Source organism: Cupriavidus sp. USMAA2-4 (assembly GCF_001854305.1).
In the GTDB taxonomy this organism is placed as follows: Bacteria; Pseudomonadota; Gammaproteobacteria; order Burkholderiales; family Burkholderiaceae; genus Cupriavidus; species Cupriavidus malaysiensis.
Genome location: NZ_CP017748.1, coordinates 2,381,629 through 2,397,547 on the forward strand (window position 1 = coordinate 2,381,629; position 15,919 = coordinate 2,397,547).

General features: G+C 64.8%; 16 protein-coding genes. 6 read left to right on the forward strand and 10 right to left on the reverse strand.

Annotation, left to right across the window (positions count from 1 at the left end; genetic code table 11):
• Positions 1-25 precede the first annotated feature (25 nt).
• Together BKK79_RS10500 and BKK79_RS42300 are read right to left on the reverse strand one after the other, a co-directional pair.
• Positions 26-1,342 carry a DNA cytosine methyltransferase gene (locus tag BKK79_RS10500; RefSeq protein WP_071037666.1) on the reverse strand — a complete coding sequence of 439 codons (1,317 nt, stop codon included), beginning with the start codon at positions 1,340-1,342 and terminating at the stop codon, positions 26-28.
• A gap of 80 nt (positions 1,343-1,422) precedes the next feature.
• Positions 1,423-1,872, reverse strand: coding sequence for a very short patch repair endonuclease (locus BKK79_RS42300; RefSeq protein ID WP_071037667.1), 450 nt, complete (start codon positions 1,870-1,872; stop codon positions 1,423-1,425).
• A gap of 234 nt (positions 1,873-2,106) precedes the next feature.
• Between BKK79_RS42300 and BKK79_RS10510 the strand changes: the two genes are divergently transcribed.
• Entirely contained in the window at positions 2,107-2,520 is a 414-nt protein-coding gene (locus BKK79_RS10510; protein ID WP_071037668.1) for a diguanylate cyclase, read from the forward strand.
• Between the two features lie 32 nt (positions 2,521-2,552).
• Here the strand turns inward: BKK79_RS10510 and BKK79_RS10515 are convergent, their stop codons facing one another.
• From BKK79_RS10515 to BKK79_RS41940, 4 genes are all read right to left on the reverse strand, one after another.
• Complete coding sequence (locus tag BKK79_RS10515) at positions 2,553-3,254, reverse strand: hypothetical protein (RefSeq protein ID WP_071037669.1); 702 nt, start codon at positions 3,252-3,254, stop codon at positions 2,553-2,555.
• A 266-nt stretch (positions 3,255-3,520) separates the two neighbouring features.
• Positions 3,521-3,976, reverse strand: coding sequence for a hypothetical protein (locus BKK79_RS10520; RefSeq protein WP_071037670.1), 456 nt, complete (start codon positions 3,974-3,976; stop codon positions 3,521-3,523).
• Positions 3,973-4,452: a hypothetical protein gene (locus tag BKK79_RS10525; RefSeq protein ID WP_071037671.1), complete on the reverse strand. Its 480-nt coding sequence runs from the start codon at positions 4,450-4,452 to the stop codon at positions 3,973-3,975. The genes BKK79_RS10520 and BKK79_RS10525 overlap by 4 nt, the downstream gene beginning before the upstream one ends.
• Positions 4,453-4,475: 23 nt before the next feature.
• Positions 4,476-4,601 carry a hypothetical protein gene (locus BKK79_RS41940; protein WP_257787587.1) on the reverse strand — a complete coding sequence of 42 codons (126 nt, stop codon included), beginning with the start codon at positions 4,599-4,601 and terminating at the stop codon, positions 4,476-4,478.
• A gap of 218 nt (positions 4,602-4,819) precedes the next feature.
• Here BKK79_RS41940 and BKK79_RS10530 point away from each other — a divergent pair, with 218 nt between their 5' ends.
• From BKK79_RS10530 to BKK79_RS10545, 4 genes are all read left to right on the forward strand, one after another.
• A complete protein-coding gene (locus BKK79_RS10530) occupies positions 4,820-5,257 on the forward strand; it encodes a hypothetical protein (RefSeq protein WP_071038502.1) in 438 nt (145 codons plus the stop codon).
• Between the two features lie 156 nt (positions 5,258-5,413).
• Positions 5,414-5,974, forward strand: a complete 561-nt coding sequence (locus tag BKK79_RS10535; protein ID WP_232346203.1) for a type VI secretion system amidase effector protein Tae4 — start codon at positions 5,414-5,416, stop codon at positions 5,972-5,974.
• Positions 5,971-6,309 carry a hypothetical protein gene (locus tag BKK79_RS10540; protein WP_071010594.1) on the forward strand — a complete coding sequence of 113 codons (339 nt, stop codon included), beginning with the start codon at positions 5,971-5,973 and terminating at the stop codon, positions 6,307-6,309. Before BKK79_RS10535 ends, BKK79_RS10540 begins: the two co-directional genes overlap by 4 nt.
• Before the next feature lie 316 nt (positions 6,310-6,625).
• On the forward strand, positions 6,626-7,645 hold the full coding sequence (locus BKK79_RS10545; protein WP_083383886.1) for a sensor domain-containing diguanylate cyclase: 1,020 nt from the start codon (positions 6,626-6,628) through the stop codon (positions 7,643-7,645).
• Positions 7,646-7,821: 176 nt separating this feature from the next.
• Here the strand turns inward: BKK79_RS10545 and BKK79_RS10550 are convergent, their stop codons facing one another.
• From BKK79_RS10550 to BKK79_RS10565, 4 genes are all read right to left on the reverse strand, one after another.
• On the reverse strand, positions 7,822-8,373 hold the full coding sequence (locus tag BKK79_RS10550) for a hypothetical protein (RefSeq protein ID WP_198173270.1): 552 nt from the start codon (positions 8,371-8,373) through the stop codon (positions 7,822-7,824).
• Positions 8,374-8,968: 595 nt separating this feature from the next.
• On the reverse strand, positions 8,969-10,675 hold the full coding sequence (locus tag BKK79_RS10555) for a DUF262 domain-containing protein (protein WP_071037673.1): 1,707 nt from the start codon (positions 10,673-10,675) through the stop codon (positions 8,969-8,971).
• A gap of 89 nt (positions 10,676-10,764) precedes the next feature.
• Complete coding sequence (locus BKK79_RS10560) at positions 10,765-11,826, reverse strand: helix-turn-helix transcriptional regulator (RefSeq protein WP_071037674.1); 1,062 nt, start codon at positions 11,824-11,826, stop codon at positions 10,765-10,767.
• A 121-nt stretch (positions 11,827-11,947) separates the two neighbouring features.
• Positions 11,948-14,077, reverse strand: a complete 2,130-nt coding sequence (locus BKK79_RS10565) for an AAA family ATPase (RefSeq protein WP_071038504.1) — start codon at positions 14,075-14,077, stop codon at positions 11,948-11,950.
• Between the two features lie 196 nt (positions 14,078-14,273).
• On the opposite strand from BKK79_RS10565, the gene BKK79_RS10570 reads away from it, so the two are divergent.
• Positions 14,274-15,905: an ATP-binding domain-containing protein gene (locus BKK79_RS10570; RefSeq protein WP_071037675.1), complete on the forward strand. Its 1,632-nt coding sequence runs from the start codon at positions 14,274-14,276 to the stop codon at positions 15,903-15,905.
• Positions 15,906-15,919: the final 14 nt, after the last annotated feature.

The window sequence follows — 15,919 nt, forward strand, 5'->3', positions numbered from 1 at the left end:
TCCCGCCGACATTCTAGGGATTGGATTAACCCGTCATTTTTTCGGCGATTGTACCGTGAGGGTTTTTCGCCCGTTGCTCTCGTTTCAACTCTGCGATACGTTTTTGCAGCACTTCTCCGATGGCCTCGGCGAGTAGCGGTGGCACCGCATTTCCCACTTGGGTGTAACGGGGGCATTCATTTTTCCGGCTAGACCCTCCCGTTGTGTATTTCCCTTGAAAAGCAAACCAATCGGGGAATGATTGCAGACGGGCATTCTCCCGAACGGTGAGAATGCGAGGTTCGGAGTAATGCAGGATGTCATCCGGTAGCGTTGTGACCGTCGCAGAGGGCATTGTGCGATTCAGAACTGTCCTTGCATGTTTCTGAGTACCTAGTAGCTTTCGCTGACTTACTGAAAGGCAGTGGCCGGGCTCGCAGACGACTTGCGTCAGCCGGAATTTTTTAATCGTCTCTGGGCGGTGGTTCGCCAGTCTACGACTGTTTGGCGCAAGCTGCTGCATCCCCCTTCGCATCAGCGTGAGATAGGCGTTGGGATTCTTGGGAGTCTGATACTCGGCCTCCATGAATCCCGGTGCAGGCGAATCGCTTGCGGGCAGGAGCTTGCAACCAGCTGTTTCCAAGTCGCCGATCGCCTCGGCGACGGCGACTTGGCGATCGAGAGGTAGCCTCCGGCTTCTGAGAAAGCGAGCACGATGATTCCGGAGTTTATCAAACAAATCGACATGCTTGACATTGGGAACATTGAGCTCACATAGCATTAGGAATCTAAGCCTGTTCTGCGGCACACCGAAGTCCGCACAATTTATTAAGCCTTTGTAGACGCGATAACCCATGGCGGCGAGGCGATTTGCAACATAATTAGCATAGGATTCCTTTTTCCCATTGCGCTTCGCAGGCGCCTCGACATTCGCGTCGAAACTCATATCGAAACCCGAAACATTCTCGATCACAAGGAAGCGTGGCTTAACAAGCCCCACAAGTGACAGATATTGCTCGGTTAGTTTGTTCCGAGGATCGTTTGGGTCTCGCTTCCCCGCTACTGAAAACCCTTGGCACGGGGGCCCACCAACTATCAGGTCTACTCGACCACCCATTTTACCGAGATTGTCGGCGTGATTTGCCAGTGCCTCCTCGATCGTAGTCGCTTCTTTTGGGAGCCACGTGGGCCAATCGAAGTGGTTTTTCTTGGCGCCGAGTAAATTATGCTGGAGGGTGGAAAAAGCGAGCGGACTTTTTTCAATCGCGAACCGTCCGTGCCAGCCCGCATTTATAAGACCAAGGGAGAGGCCTCCACATCCTGCGAAAACGTCGATAAACTTGGGCGGGTTTTTCTTTTTCACGAGATGAGCTCTGGAGGATCCTGGCGCAATATTTTGCCATGATTCTTCGGTGAGTACCAGGGGGTGTTCCCAACCAGTTGTTAGTCACAGCGCACTGTTGTAGGAGGCTCAGTATCTAGAGTTCCGAGGAACGTCATCAATCGTTGGCGAACGAGGTCGGGCTTAGCAAGCTCGCACTCCCAGATTACCAGGCTCGCCCAACCAGCCTGTTCGAGTAAGCGGATACTCCTCGCGTCTCTTTCTCGATTTTCAGCCAACTTACGCTGCCACTTTTCCCCACCCGGATTACGCGCGATGCGACAACTTGCCTCAAAAAAATGCGCATGCCAAAAACATCCATTGACAAAGATAGCTTTCCGCATACCCGGAAAAATGAGATCCGGCCGCCCAGGCAAGCTCGGGCGCCGGAGTCTGTACCCGCGGCCTATATCTCGAACAAGCTTACGCACTGCCATCTCAGGACGCGTTCCACTGCCCTTGATGGATCGCATGATTTTTGAACGCTTTTCAGGGGATACGTTGTCGGCCATGATAGTTTGTGTGCCCAATGAGCCATGCAACCGTGCCGTGGTAGAAGCAAATCGCCATCATCTAAATTGTGGCTTCGTTACCTTCTTCATTGTGCCCGCGTCTGAGGCGTCGCGGTAAGTAGTTGGCCGGCAGTAGTGCGACGTCGATGGACTTTGCTTGGAGAAGTCACTGTGTTGGTACTTTTTTTGTGCGTTTGGAGTGCGTATCGAGCAACACAATGAATTTAGATCGACATGGACTGGTTCAAGCAGTACAACGACGCCTACACCCGTCCGGCCGGGGATACCTGCCTGCGTCAGGTGTCGGCGCTGCTGCGCGACGAGGCCGAGAAGCACCAGATGGTGGCCGGCCGCGTCGGCGGTGAGGAGTTCGCGCTGCCGGTGGGCGCGGCGCAGCGGCCGGCGCTGGGCGCCGTGCTGGAAAGCGTGCGCGCCGGCGTAGAGCGCTTCGCCATCGCGCATCGGGGCTCGCCGTATGGGCGGGTGACGCTGAGCATCGGTGGCTCGCACACCTTCCGCAACGGGCCTTGCGACCGGGGGTATCGCGAGGCCTTCGTGGTGGCGGACCGGGCTTTGTACCGGGCCAAGGAGGCGGGGCGGAACCGGGTGTGGAAACGCTCAAGAAAACGGCAAGAATCAATAGCCTAACAATTGACGTGCCTTGAGCTCCAGCATGCCCGTCATGCCCTCCTCCTCCCCTCACCCAACCTCGACACAAACACCTCAAACGGAATGAAATGCCACTGCGCAGCCTCCGGGTCATACATGGCCAACTGGTTGACCAGCGCATCCGCCGTCGTCCTTTCCGGCATGTTCTCGATGGCGCGTCCCACCTGTTGCCTCCGGCTGCGCTCGTCCAGCGCCAGGATCTGCTCGAAGGTCTCGGTGTAGGCGTATAGCCCGGCTTGTTCGCGCGTGTAGCGGTGGTGCGCCAGGTCGTCGGTGCGGATCTTCAGGTCGATGGTGTGCAGCTTGGCCGGCGGCACCTGCAGGGTCTCGCGCAGGTACACGCTCGCCAGGCTGCCGTGGCGGCGCATGACCAGCTTGCCGTCGCTGGCGCACCAGCCGAAGTGCAGGAAGTAGTGGAGTTTGCCGCCGTGCTCGCAGATCATCTCGCGCGGGTCGAAGGCCACCGCGGGGACGACGTGGAAGGGCTCGCCTGGGGCGGACCGGAATGCCGCGTCCAGGTACGCGTCGAACGGCGAGAGGTAGAAGACCAGTCCGTTTCCCAGTTCCGGGTTTTCGGCATCCAGGGCTTCGCATGAGGCCCTGCAGTAGTCCGGCTCATCCGGGCGGGGCGCGTAGCGCGCGAGCACGTAGAGGTGGGGATCGGTGTGGAGGACATGGCCGCAAGGCCGGCTGGTCGGTTTGGGTTTCCGCATCGCAGCGCGCTCCTGTCGCAAAGACAATGCGGTCCTTTTACGTCCATCGCATTCGACCAAAATTCGGAATCGTCGGAAACTGATCGCGCTTGTTCCTGAATCCGCTGGCGCGTTGGACAGGCTGTTCTTCACCGGTGCTGGGTGGAACCGTGCGTGACCCGTTGCGGGCCCAGGCGACCTGCGTGGCCTGCAGCTTTCTGTTCGCGATGCAGTACGAAATAGTGTCCGACATTGCGGAAGAGGCTGAACGCTTCCGCTGCGCTCCTCTACCGGGGCCGCTCGATCGGCTGCGGCCCCGGACAGCATGGATGTGGGCATCCCGGCAAGAAATTCACTTGCACGAAGTTCGGCGGTAGCCCGGACCTGCCCGGCCGGTATGAAGCGATCTCGCTGGAGAGCATGCTGGCCGGCACACCAAGCATCTCCAGCAAACCCTGCAAGTGAGCCACTCGCCTGTGTGCCATGGCAGGGCTGATGCCTGAACCTGGCGCCTGGTAGAGCGCGATGTGAAACGCTTCCTGGTTTTCGAACCGCCTGGGTTCATCGATCATCCACTCCGCCATGCGACGGACTTCAGCGGCGGACAGGCGCGCCTTGCCTGGTTCGAATTCGGAGTTGAAGGAGATATCGAAGCTGCAGGCCAGCGCGGGCATCGCCAGCAGCATGGCGATGCCGGAGACAACGTGAAGTGCCTTGGGCAAGCGCGCCGTCACGATCGTCATAGCCCTTGAGCCCCGCGCGCCATGCTGTCCGTTGCCTGGGGCGGCTTCACGATTGGCACCATGCCGGGACAGCACGGATGCGGGCACCCCGGCAGGAAATCCACTTGCGCGAAGTTTGGTGGCTCATACGTCTTCCCAGGCTTGTAGCGAGCAACCTCCAGGACGATCTTGCCGTCGGGTACACGGAGCGTCGTCAACCAGTGCCTCAAGTGGGCAGCACGCTTGCGCGCCAGTGCTTCGCTGATGCCGGTGGTGGGCGCGGCGTACAGGACCACGAGGAACATTTCGTGGTGCTCGTACTTTCCCGGCGAGTCGATCAACCACTCTGCAAGCCTGCGCACTTCTGATGCCGGCAGGCGATCCGCGCCGGGGTCGAACTGCGTCTTGAATGCGATGCTGAAGCTGCAGGCCAGCGCCGGTTGCACGAGAAGCCCGGCCACGATACCGACCGCAAGGAGAAGTCTAGAGAATGACATAGCTGTCCGCGTTATCTACGTTGTCAAGACATCAGGGATTCGCCCGCCACGGCGACGCCGTCATACGTAGCGCCGATGACCTGGGCATGGAGCACAACGCTGTTGCCCGTGGCGTCGCCATGCTTCGGCACTTCTCGAAAGTCCTCCATGCAGATCTCCTGGGGTCGAGCTGGCGGTACGCATAGTGGTCCACACAGTTGCCACTGTGGCATTGACTCGCCCGACAGGCGATTGGCTGGATTCGCAAGGAAGGGGGGAATCTTCGTCATTTCCACGGCCGCAGGCGCGACGAGAATGGACGCCGGTCCTGGTCGCACAGGACGCCTTTCCCATCCGGCTCGCCATGGCTGCTCGGCAGCTTGCATCGATGAACCTCGCTTGGTACCTGCCTCTCGTTCTTGCCTGTTCATTCGCCAGTCCCGCGCTGGCCTGCCTTCCCGGCAAGCACTTCGATCTCTATTTCTCTGCGGGGTCCGTTGTTCCATCGGCCACCGAGGCGAGGCGGCTTGCGCTCTGGGTTGCGGAACTGCGCCGCGACGTGCCGACGCAGCAAGTCTTTGCCATGAGCGGCTACGCGGATTCCGCTGAGCCCAGGGCGCGCGAGCTCTCACGTCTTCGCCTCGATGCGGTGCACCGCCTGTTGACCAGGTGGCGATTCAATCAGGTGCCCATCGCGACCCACTACGGTGTCTATCCTGCGGGGACGGTATCGAACGGCAAGCGTGTGGAGATTTCCCTGCTGCCGGCTTGCCCGAACGATTGCTGCGGCAACGGCGAGCGCCGCGGAACGGCGTCGCCGGCCTAGGTGCGCCGGCCACAAACTCCGCACGTCGTCATGCCGACACCAACTGCAAGCGGGATGTCATCCATGCTCCTCCGCAGACTCGCTCTCTTCGCCCTGGCCTGCTCAACAATCACCCTCGCTTCCGCCGCCCCCGCCTGCCCACCTTCCACGCCAACGGTGACCTTCGCCGACCTCTGGCAGGGCTACGTCACCGGCAACCCGTATCGCGACCCCGCCAACGGCGGGGTGCCCCCCGGCTTCGGCAACCAGTGCGCGATCCGCTTGAGCGTGACCTTGCATCGGCTGGGCGTGGAGATGCGGTCGTTCACGCCGGCCAACGTCACGGTGAAGCCGGGCAATGTGTTCGGGCGCATCCTGCTCGATGGCAAGTTCACCGCGGTGCGTGCCGACCAGATGGGCTCGTGGCTGGCCAGGCGGCCGTTCTGCGGCTTGCCGGCGCGGCCGGAGGACATCACCGGCAGGGACTGGCAGGCGCGCATCCGGGGCCGGACGGGGATTATTGCCTTCGATGGCTATTGGGCGCGGACCGGGGAGTCGGCGGCGCGGGCGAGTGGGGGCCATATCGATCTGTGGAACGGCTCGCGGCTGACGAACCACGGCATGGCGGGTTCCTTGCTGAACGGGCTGCGTTTCGCGCTGGGCATCCAGGATCCGTGGATTCCGCTGTACTCCGACCTGCGCCGGGCGAAGACCATTCTCTTTTTCGAGATCCGATGATGAAGCGGGCTTTCCTTCGCGTGCTCCTGCGGGCTTTGCTGCGGGCGTTCCTTTTCCTGGTCGGGCTGTTGCTCGGCCTTGTCTTCGACATGGTGGTCGGCGTTGTCGAGCGCCTGGCGGGCACCGATGTGTGCCGGGAGTCGTGTCCGCCCTGGTTGACCAGCGCCTCGCTGGCCGTGTACGTGGCCATGCCGCTCGGTTGGGGGGTGCTTCTGGCCATTGCGGGCAGCAAGCCTCGCGCGGGAAGGGTCCTGCTGGCTTGGGCCTGCGCGTCCTTGCTGCTGATGCTGGCGCTGACGTGGTTGCTGTATCTGGCCCAGCATCCGGTGAGGTAGGGCCTGCCGCGACGGCATTCGGTCATCAGGCCCCCGGGCTCCGGTGAAGGGGGCCGGCGAGACCGGCCGGATGGAAGGCGACTACTGCGGCGACGGCATCGGCAATCCAAGGAATGGCGTCCCTCGCAAATGTCTGCCAACCGACGCCAGACGCCGGACGGTTGTGACGCCGGACCCCCTCAGCATCTCAGCGGCTGCCGCTCCCCTGCCGCGCCCGTTCCCCCGCCCCGACCAGCACAGCCCCACCGTCGCTAAACTTTCGCCCCCCACTGCCGTTAGGCACCCGGACTCCCGCCCTCCCCGCCCTCGCTGCCAGATGCTGCCCTCCTTCGCCCTAGCGCCTCCTGAAGCACATGCCTCGGATTCCGCCAGCGACAACCCCGCCCCTTCCGTCACCGAGTGGCTGCTGCATGACGACCAGGTGATGCGCGAGTGCTTCCGCCACGCGGCGGAGATCATCAAGGTGGCGACCGGCGCGTCGCTGGCGCTGGTGACGCTGATCGACCGCAACCACCAGCACTACCGCGGCGAGGCGGGCCTGGCGGTGCGGCCCATCCCGCGCCACAACTCCTTGTGCGAGTACGCGATCCGTTCGGGCGGGGTCTTCGTGGTGGAGGACACGATGCTGCGGCCCGAGGTGCAGGAGTGCATGCTGGTGCAGGAGGCGCCGCATGCGCGTTTCTATGCGGCGGTGCCGATCCGCCTGCCGGACGGCGAGGTGGTGGGCGCGCTGGCCGCGCTCGATCCGCAGCCGCGCCGGCTGGAGCCGCGCCAGGTGGACGCGCTGCGCCACCTGGGCGCGATGATCGAGAACGACCTGAAGCTGCGCACCGCGGCCGCCGTCGATCCGCTCACGCAGCTCTTCAACCGCCGCCAGACGCTGGAGCGCATCCACCGCCAGTGGCAGGACACGCGCGCCGGCGAGGGGCTGGGCGCGGTGATGATCGACGTGGACTGGTTCAAGCAGTACAACGACGCCTACGGTCACCCAGCCGGCGACGCCTGCCTGCGGCAGGTGTCAGCGCTGCTGCGCGAAGAGGCCGAGAAGCACCAGATGGTGGCCGGCCGCGTCGGCGGCGAGGAGTTCGCGCTGCTGGTGGGCGCGGCGCAGCGGCCGGCGCTGGGCGCGGTGCTGGAGAGCGTGCGCGCCGGTGTGGAGCGCTTCGCCATCGCGCATCGGGGCTCGCCGTATGGGCGGGTGACGCTGAGCATCGGCGGCTCGCACACCTTGCGCAACGGGCCGTGCGATCGGGGGTATCGCGAGGCCTTCGTGGTGGCGGACCGGGCGTTGTACCGGGCCAAGGAGGCGGGGCGGAACCGGGTGTGGATCGAGTAGTTGTCGCCCAGGCGCACCCGGGCCAACGGCTCCGGCCACGGCTGCCGCCTGCTGCCGCCAACTACCGCTAACTGCCGGGCTAGCTGGCGCCCGCTTCGACACGGCGGGCCGAAGGCCATGCAGCCCGGCGGCACGGCAAAACCCTCCACGGCCGCTGGTGAACCACCGTCACAGGCTCAGGGCAGCTTCGTCCAGGACCAGACCAGCCATTTGTAGTACGAGACCTCGGCGGTCTCCTTCGTGTAGCTCATGCGCATGTCGCCTTGGCGGGCGAAGATGTCGAGCCTGGGACCGGTGCCCTGGTCCAGCCAGAGCGATCCGTCGTGGAACGTCCACTTGCCGCACCAGACGCAGCGCGCGGCAGCGCCGTCGCCGGGCTGGTGAAAATTGAAGCTGCCGTCCGGCTTGATTTCCAGGTAGTCGAAGGCGCGGTAGAAGGCCAGCGTGGTCTGCTGCCAGGCCGCGGCGCCGTTCTTCTGCTCCGGCGTTTCCGGGCTCTTGAGATCCGGCGGCCGGCGCAGGCCTGCGCCGGTGAGTTCCCATCGGCCGATGAAGTCCTGCGCGGTGGGGACATATTCCGCCTCTGCCGCTGCCGCTGCCATTGCCCCTGCCCCTGCCGTTCCCTGGGCGGCAGGCGGCGCGGCGAGCGCCTGGGCGGAGAGTGCTGTGACGCCGGCAGCGAGGCAGAGCGAAGCGAGGAAGGAGGTCGATTTGATGGGCTTGCGCACGGTGGTGGTTTCCTGAGTGAGCGCTTGGCATTCCGCGCATGGAATGGGGCAGCACCTGCTGCTTGCATGGCAGGCTGTCCACCGGACGTTGCGGTGGCAGGCGTGCTCATGCCGCGGGACATTCCATCGACGGACCAGGCGGCGAACGGCCATGCGAGCCCTGGGCGTCCCTGGGCACAGCATGCAGCCCGGTACTTTGCTCCCTGCACAGCGCTTCGCTTCTCAGGAAATTCTCAAAATCGTCTGCTGATTTCCCAACGATTTGCTCCCTCGCTCTTCACGGGTGCGCTCTCAGGCAACGCGCCCACGCGTCACCCAGCGAGCGTCTTGGCCAATCACAGCCCTACAGCCCCACAGCCCCACTGGAAGCGCGCCGAGGCCGATAGGTTCCTGGACCAGTCGCAGTCCGCAGCCTCGGTCCGACAGTGGCCGGCGCGACGAGAAGCTCGCCCTGCTGATGGGCGGCGGGCGGCGCCTGGCGCCGCCCAGGAAGGAACGTGGATGCAACCGCGCCCCAACTCACCATAGACGGGTTCCCGTCGATCCATGGTGCGACCAGCCTTCACCGCACCACTTCAGCGAACGGATGCCGCTGCTACGCCCACCAGCGAACGGCAAAGTCCTCCACCAGCTTCTGTCCGCGCGCGATCAGGTCCGCCTTCTTGAACGCGCCATTGGCGGCCAGCGCAGTGGCAAGCTGCCCTGTCATCGGAAACTTGCTGGTGCTGTATCCATCCCGCTTGACGACGAGGTCGTCGTTCTTGATCCGGCTGTTGATCGACTTCTCCAGCAAGGTCAGGTTGCCAAGCAGGTTCTTGTGGTCCTCGAAGTCCTCTTCATCCCTGAAACCGAAGGCCCTGGGCCGGAACATCGGCGTCTGCGACAGAATGTGCTCAATCGTTGGATCCGCCTCCATGATCTTCTCCAGCTCCTGGAGCACGTACGTCTTGCCGCGCAATCTTTCGCAGTAGTCGATGAAGAGTGTCCGCAGCAAGCCGGTCTGCTTGTAGTAGTCGTAGTTGGCGAGGTAGTCCTTGAAGCGCTCGTCGCTGATCTCGTGGGAGTTGAACCACAGCAGATGGTTCTCGACATCCGCCAGCGACCAGGTTTCATGGTTCAGGCTGTAGGCGAACTCGGCAATGTGTTTTCTGCCGGCATATTCGCGGACCTTGAGTACTCGGACATCGATGATCTCGACCATCTTCAGGACGCTGATGTTCCTGGTCGGGAGCACTTGCTCGAGAAAGCCGTTCTTCTGCAGCTGGGTGATCGCCGGGTAGTACACAGCGGAAAGACCAAGCACGGAAAACAGCTTGAAGTAGTCCACATCGGTACGCGTCTTGCCGACGATTTCCGCGAAGGCTCGCACATAGCTCAGCAGGCTATCGAGATAGCCGGAAAGATACGCGTCGAGCGCTGCGGCATCCCCGCCCTTCCGCAGCTCCGCCAGTTGCGACTTGACGTTATCCAGCACCTGCTGTGCGGTCGGGTCGAAGCTCTCACCCGAAAAGCAGATATGGTGGTGGCGCAGCAAGTCATCTTCGCTGAATTGACGAGAGCTGATGATGTTGATCTTCTGCTCTTCTCCGCCCAGCTTGATATCGTCGTACAGTTCAAAGATCTCGCCGAACTTGTCGTTGATGGCGTCATCATATTTCTGCGCCAGGTACTTATTCGAGAAGTAGAACAAGAGACTTTTCATCTTGTCCATCCGCGATAGATCCCTGCCGCGGTCATTCACCGTCTGGAAGATCCGGATCGCGTCCGATTCTCTCTCCTCGACGAACTCCAGGATGGAGAGTTTCTCGATCGCGCTCAGCAGCGCCTCCGGGTCCGGCACATGATGGTCCACGATGTTCACCATCTCGTGATACGCGTCCATCATGTACCGCTGGCTCTTGCTTTGCGGCTCCGAGGTGATGTCCCCGCTCAGGATCTGCAGATAGAAGTCGCGATCCCGCTCCAACGGGGATAGCTTGAGCTGATCCTTCTGCTTGACGTAGGACCGGCGCGTGAACGCACTCTCTTCGGCATCCCCCAGCCTGGCGGCGATCACGCTGATGAACATGACGATGGTAGTGAGTCGTTGCTGACCATCGACGATGTTGAAGACATCGGCTTTGTCCGTCTTTGCCAGCACCACAGTCCCGATGTAATGACTGGATGTGGTCTCGAGGGCCTCCCTGATGTCCTCGAACAACTCCCGGACGTTCTGCTTTTCCCACGCGTAGCTACGCTGGTACTTCGGAATCTCGAAGAATTTCCCCGCAAAGAGCTGATTGATTGTTTTCTGGTTTGACACGCCGTTCCTCTTTCACTATTGAATCAAGACCCCGGGGGCACGTGATAGCGCTACAGGGGGTCTGTCCTGGGTAAGCCGCTGAATCTCGACTACTCGTTAGATGAAGTGCGACTTCGCTCGGTCGCCCCGCCTGTCTCCTGTCTCTCTCTCCGGATCACGTCGGCCTCCAGAGGCATTCGCCTGACCTCCCCCACCGCCTCCCCGAACCCCCGCAACCACCACTCCAACTGCGCCGTCTCCACGACGGTCGCGGAAATCTCGAAACCATCCCCCACCTCCCGCACCTGCTGATCGCTCGACAACGGCGACTCCAGCAGATGCAGGCCGGCTTCCTTGGCGATGCGGAAAGTGAGCCGGATCCGCTTGCCATCGCCGAAGCCGAAGTGCCCGTCGGCATCGTATCGCTGCAGGTCGAAATCGCGCGGACGCTCGAAGGTGTGCACCGACGCTTCGGCCGACAGGATGCGGTGCAGGGCCAGGATGCGTTCGTTGTCATAGCCTTCGTAGCGGCATATCAGGTAGAGGCGCACGCCCTGCTGGGCGAGGCCGAGCGGCATCACGTTGGCGGTCTTGCGCTTGCCGGCGGCGTTCTTGTAGTCGAGCGCCAGCCAGCGGTTGGCGTAGAGGGCGTTGCTCACCGTTTCGAACACGCCCGGCCGGATCTTGGGCGGCAGCAGGGGCTGGGTGGTGCTGACCACGCGCACCTTGTTGAGCCATTCGCGCTCGCGCCGGTTGCCCTTGCCTGTGACATTGCCCGTGGCGCTGCCGCCGTGCGGTGAAAGGTTGGCGCGGGCCTGCTGGAAGAAGCCGTCCATGGACTGCATCAGGCTGCTGGGCAGCAGGTGGCGCAGGTGCTGTTCGGCCAGCATCAGCATCAGCGATTCCTGTTCGCTGAGCACCGGCAGCGAGAGCCCGCTGGCGCGTTCTTTCCAGCGGTAGCCGAAGGGCTTGCTGCGGTCGTCGCGTTCGATGTCGAACTGTTCGCTGAGTTTTTCCAGCTGGCGCTGGATGGTGCGCAGTTCGCGTTCGATGCCGGCGTGCTTGAGCTGTTCGTGCAGTTCGACGGCGGAGATCTTGCGGTGGCGCGGGATGCGGCGCAGCAGTTCCACGGCCAGCAGGGTGGTCTCCAGCGTATCCGGTCGCTTGGGCATGTGCGGTGCGTGGGAGCTTGCCCGCCATTCGCGCGAAGGCGGATGGCGTGTCGTTGTTGTGGTCGGGTTCCCGTGGCATGGAACCCGTTTTTTCATTATTCCATGTGCGATCGCGCCGCGGCTAGCGGAACCCGATCGCCGCCTTGCCGCCGTCCTTGAGCACGCATTCGCCCTCCAGCGCCGCGACGAAATCGGCGGCCGAGGCCAGCGCGTTGAAGCGGTGCCGCCGCGCCACCGCGGCGTAGTCGCCGGGCGTCAGCGTGGCCAGGCGCGCCAGCTGCGACACGCGGGGCAGCAGCGCGGCTTCCGGCGCCGGCAGCGCGAGCTGCTCTGCATATCGGCACAGCAGCGTCCAGGCTTGATCGGATTTCAGGGGGTGGAATGCCACCTTGAGGTCGAAGCGGCGCAGCGCGGCGGGATCGAGGCCGTCCATCAGGTTGGTGGAGGCGACGAAGACGCCGGGAAAGGCTTCCATCTGCGTGAGCATTTCGTTGACCAGGCTGACTTCCCAACTGCGCTGCGCGCCGCGGCGGTCCTGCAGGAAGCTGTCGACTTCGTCGATCAGCAGCAGCGCGCCGTCTTCGGCCGCGCGGCGGAAGGCGTGGGCGAGGTTCTGCTCGCTTTCGCCGACGTAGGGCGAGACCAGGTCCGAGACGCGCTTGACGTGCAGCGGCACCGCGAGCCGCTCGGCCAGCCAGCGCCCGAAGGCGGTCTTGCCGGTGCCCGGCGGGCCATACAAGCACAGGCGGCCGGCACGGGTGCGCTGCAGGCCGGCGGCCAGGGCGTCGAGATCGGCATCGGCGTGGACCAGGGCGGGATCGTAGAGCTCGGGCAGGCGCTCGGCGCCGGGCTGGGCGAGGTCCGGGTGGCCTTGCGCGCGCAGGGTGTTGCCGATCAGCAGTGCCATCGCGCTGGCGGTGCCGTCCGGGCCGAGCTCCTGGCGGATGGCCTGCACCACCGCGGCGGCGCGCGTGACGACGGCGGGCGCCAGCACTTCGGACTCGGCCATGCGGGCCACGGCGCGGGCGTCCAGCAGGCCGGCGCAGGCGCCCTCGATGATACGGGTACGCTGCCGGCGCGGCGGCACCGGCAGTTCCATCACCATGTCGAAGCGGCGCAGGAAGGCGCCATCCAGGCCGCGCGCCGAGTTGGACAGCCACAGCGTGGGCACCGGGTTGCCTTCCAGCGTGCGGTTGATCCATGCCTTGCGCGTCTGCGCGGTGCTTTTGCGCCCGCCCAGGCCGAACAGGCCGTCGCCATCCTGGAACACGTCTTCGACTTCGTCGAACAGGATCAGCGCGCGGCGCTGGCCGAGGAAGCTCTGCCCGGCGCGGTAGGCGCGCAGGCGGCGCTCGCCGCTGATGGGGTCGCCGTCGTCGTCTTCGCTGGCCACCTCGAACAGCTCGGTGCCGATCTCCCGCGCCAGCACCTTGGCCAGCTGGCTCTTGCCGGTGCCGGGCGGGCCGTAGAGGAAGACGTTGACGCCCGGGCGGCCTGCCGCCATGGCCTGCCGCAGATAGGGCAGCAGCACCGCGAGCGAGCTGCGCACGTGTTCGTAGTCGTCCAGCCGCAGCGTGGCCGGCGCCGCCACCGCGACGGTGTCGCGCAGCAGGCCGATGGGGTCGGCATCGGTGGAGACGATGTGGTCGGCGAAGCTGTCCGAGAGCAGTTCGAGCTTGCCGTTCAGGGTGTAGCGGCAGCTGCGGTCGATCGACACCAGGCCGGAACGGGCCAGCACGCCGTGCGGGCCGAGCGCGGCGCGCACCGCGGGCTCGGGCTCGTCGAGCAGCACGGCGAGGGTGTCGAAGACCTTGGCGGCCGACAGGGAACCGAGCCAGTCGGCGGTGTCGTCGAGCAGGCGCTCGTTCTTGAGCAGGACCACGAAGGCCAGGATGCGGCAGTCCAGCGCCGACAAGCCGACCACCTCGGCCAGGCGGGCGATATTGCGCGCCAGGAAGGCGGGCATGTCGCGATCGCCGCCGGCGCCAGCATCACCGGCGTTGCGCTCGGCCTCCTGGTGCAGCTTGCGCAGCCGGCGGCGCACCGCCTCCGCGTCGAACTCCAGGTCTTCCGGGTCGACAAAGGCACCGAGGCCGATCGCGTGGGCCAGCGCATCGTTGCCGAAGCCCGAGCGCTGGATGAACTCCCGATGCGCGCCGAGCGGCACCAGCAGGCGCAGCAGCCAGAGCCGCACGGCGGGCGAGACGTCCTGGGGATCGCGGTGGGAGCGGCTTCGGTGGTGACGCAGCATGGGGCGGTTCTCCGTGGGCATGGCAGGCCATTCTCCACGGGGGTGCGACAGGATGTGTCGCTGGGCGGAGGCACGGCATCGAAAGCAGAAGCGCGATGGATGACCTTGCACCATCGCATGGCACGCACCCCCTCACGCCATGCGGTATCCTCCCGCCACATCATCATCGGCCACATCACCAAGACGGAGAATCCAGATGGCACGCGTCGTTCCCGACGGCTGGGAGACCATGGAGGCGGACGGTCCGCTGCAGCGAGAGCTCGATACGCTGGCGGTGCTGGCCGCGGGCCTGCCGGACGGCTACACCGTCTACCACGCGGTGCACTGGACCAATGTGGAACGCGCCCACGCGATCTACGGCGAGATCGATTTCGTGGTGATGAACCGCGCCGGCCACCTGATGCTGATCGAGCAGAAGAGCGGCTACCTGGTCGAGACCGACGAAGGGCTGGCCAAGAACTATGGCGGCAGGCTGAAGTCGGTGCCGGTGCAGATGGGCCGCACCGCGGACGGCCTGCGCGGCAAGCTGGGGCGCGCGCTGCCGGGGCAGCCGATCCGGCTGGAGCACCTGCTGTACTGCCCGGACCACGTGGTGCGCTCGCCGGCCACGGCCGGGCTGTCGCCCGAGCGCATCATCGATGCGCAGCGGCGCGAGGCGTTGTGCCAGTGGATCCAGCAGGTGCTGCCGGTGGGCGAGGACGATGCGCTGGCGGCGCGCGTCGACCGCTTCCTGTGCGACATCATCCAGCTCGAGACCGACGTCAGCGCCCTGGTGGGCCAGGCGCGCGCCATGGTCACGCGCGTCTCGGGCGGGCTGGCGCACTGGGCGCGCCAGCTCGATCTGGAGCCCTTCCGCCTGCGCGTGACCGGCACGGCGGGATCGGGCAAGACGCAGCTGGCGCTGGCCGAGTACCGCGCCGCCATCGAGGCCGGCAAGCGCCCGCTCTATGTCTGCTTCAACCGCCCGCTGGCCGACCACTTCGCGCGCATCGCGCCGGCCGGCGGCCATGTCGGCACCTTCCACATGCTGTGCGACCAGTTGCTGCGCGCGGCCGGCATCACGCCGGACTTCCAGCAGCCGGACGCCTTCGGGCGCCTGGTGGCCGCCGCCGCGGAGCGGGAGGTGACGCCGGCCTTCCTGTTCGACAGCGTGATCGTGGACGAGGGCCAGGACTTCGCTCCCGCCTGGCGCGACCTGGTGCTGCGCCACGCCCGCCCCGACGGCCGCGTGCTGTGGCTGGAAGACCCGCTGCAGAACCTGTACGGCCAGCCGCCGGTGGAGCTGCCCGGCTGGGTGCGGCTGCGCGCGGAGAGCAACTTCCGCAGCCCGCGCCCGGTGGTGAAGCTGCTGCAGGCCATCGTGCCGCCCGAGGTGAAGATCGAAGCGGCGGCGCCGATCGCGGCCGCCGAGGTGGAATTCCTGGTCTACCGCGACGACGCCACCCTGCGCGAATGCGTGAAGGACGGCATCCGCCAATGCTATGCGGCGGGCTTCCGCAAGGGCGACGTGGCGCTGCTCAGCTACCGCGGCCGCGAGAGCTCGCGCCTGCTGGGCTTCAACCAGCTCGGCCCGCATACGCTGCGCACCTTCACCGGCGAGTACGACGTGCACGGCCGGCCGGTCTACTCCGACGGCGACGTGCTGGCCGAGACGGTCCATCGCTTCAAGGGCCAGTCGGCACCGGCCGTGGTGCTGGCCGAGGTCGACTTCGAAACGCTGGACGACCAGGCCGTGCGCCGGCTCTTCGTCGGCGCCACGCGGGCGACGATGAAGCTGGTGCTGGTGTTGTCGGAGCGGGCGGCGGGAATCCTGGTGGAGCGGCTGTAGCCAGCCCCCTGCCC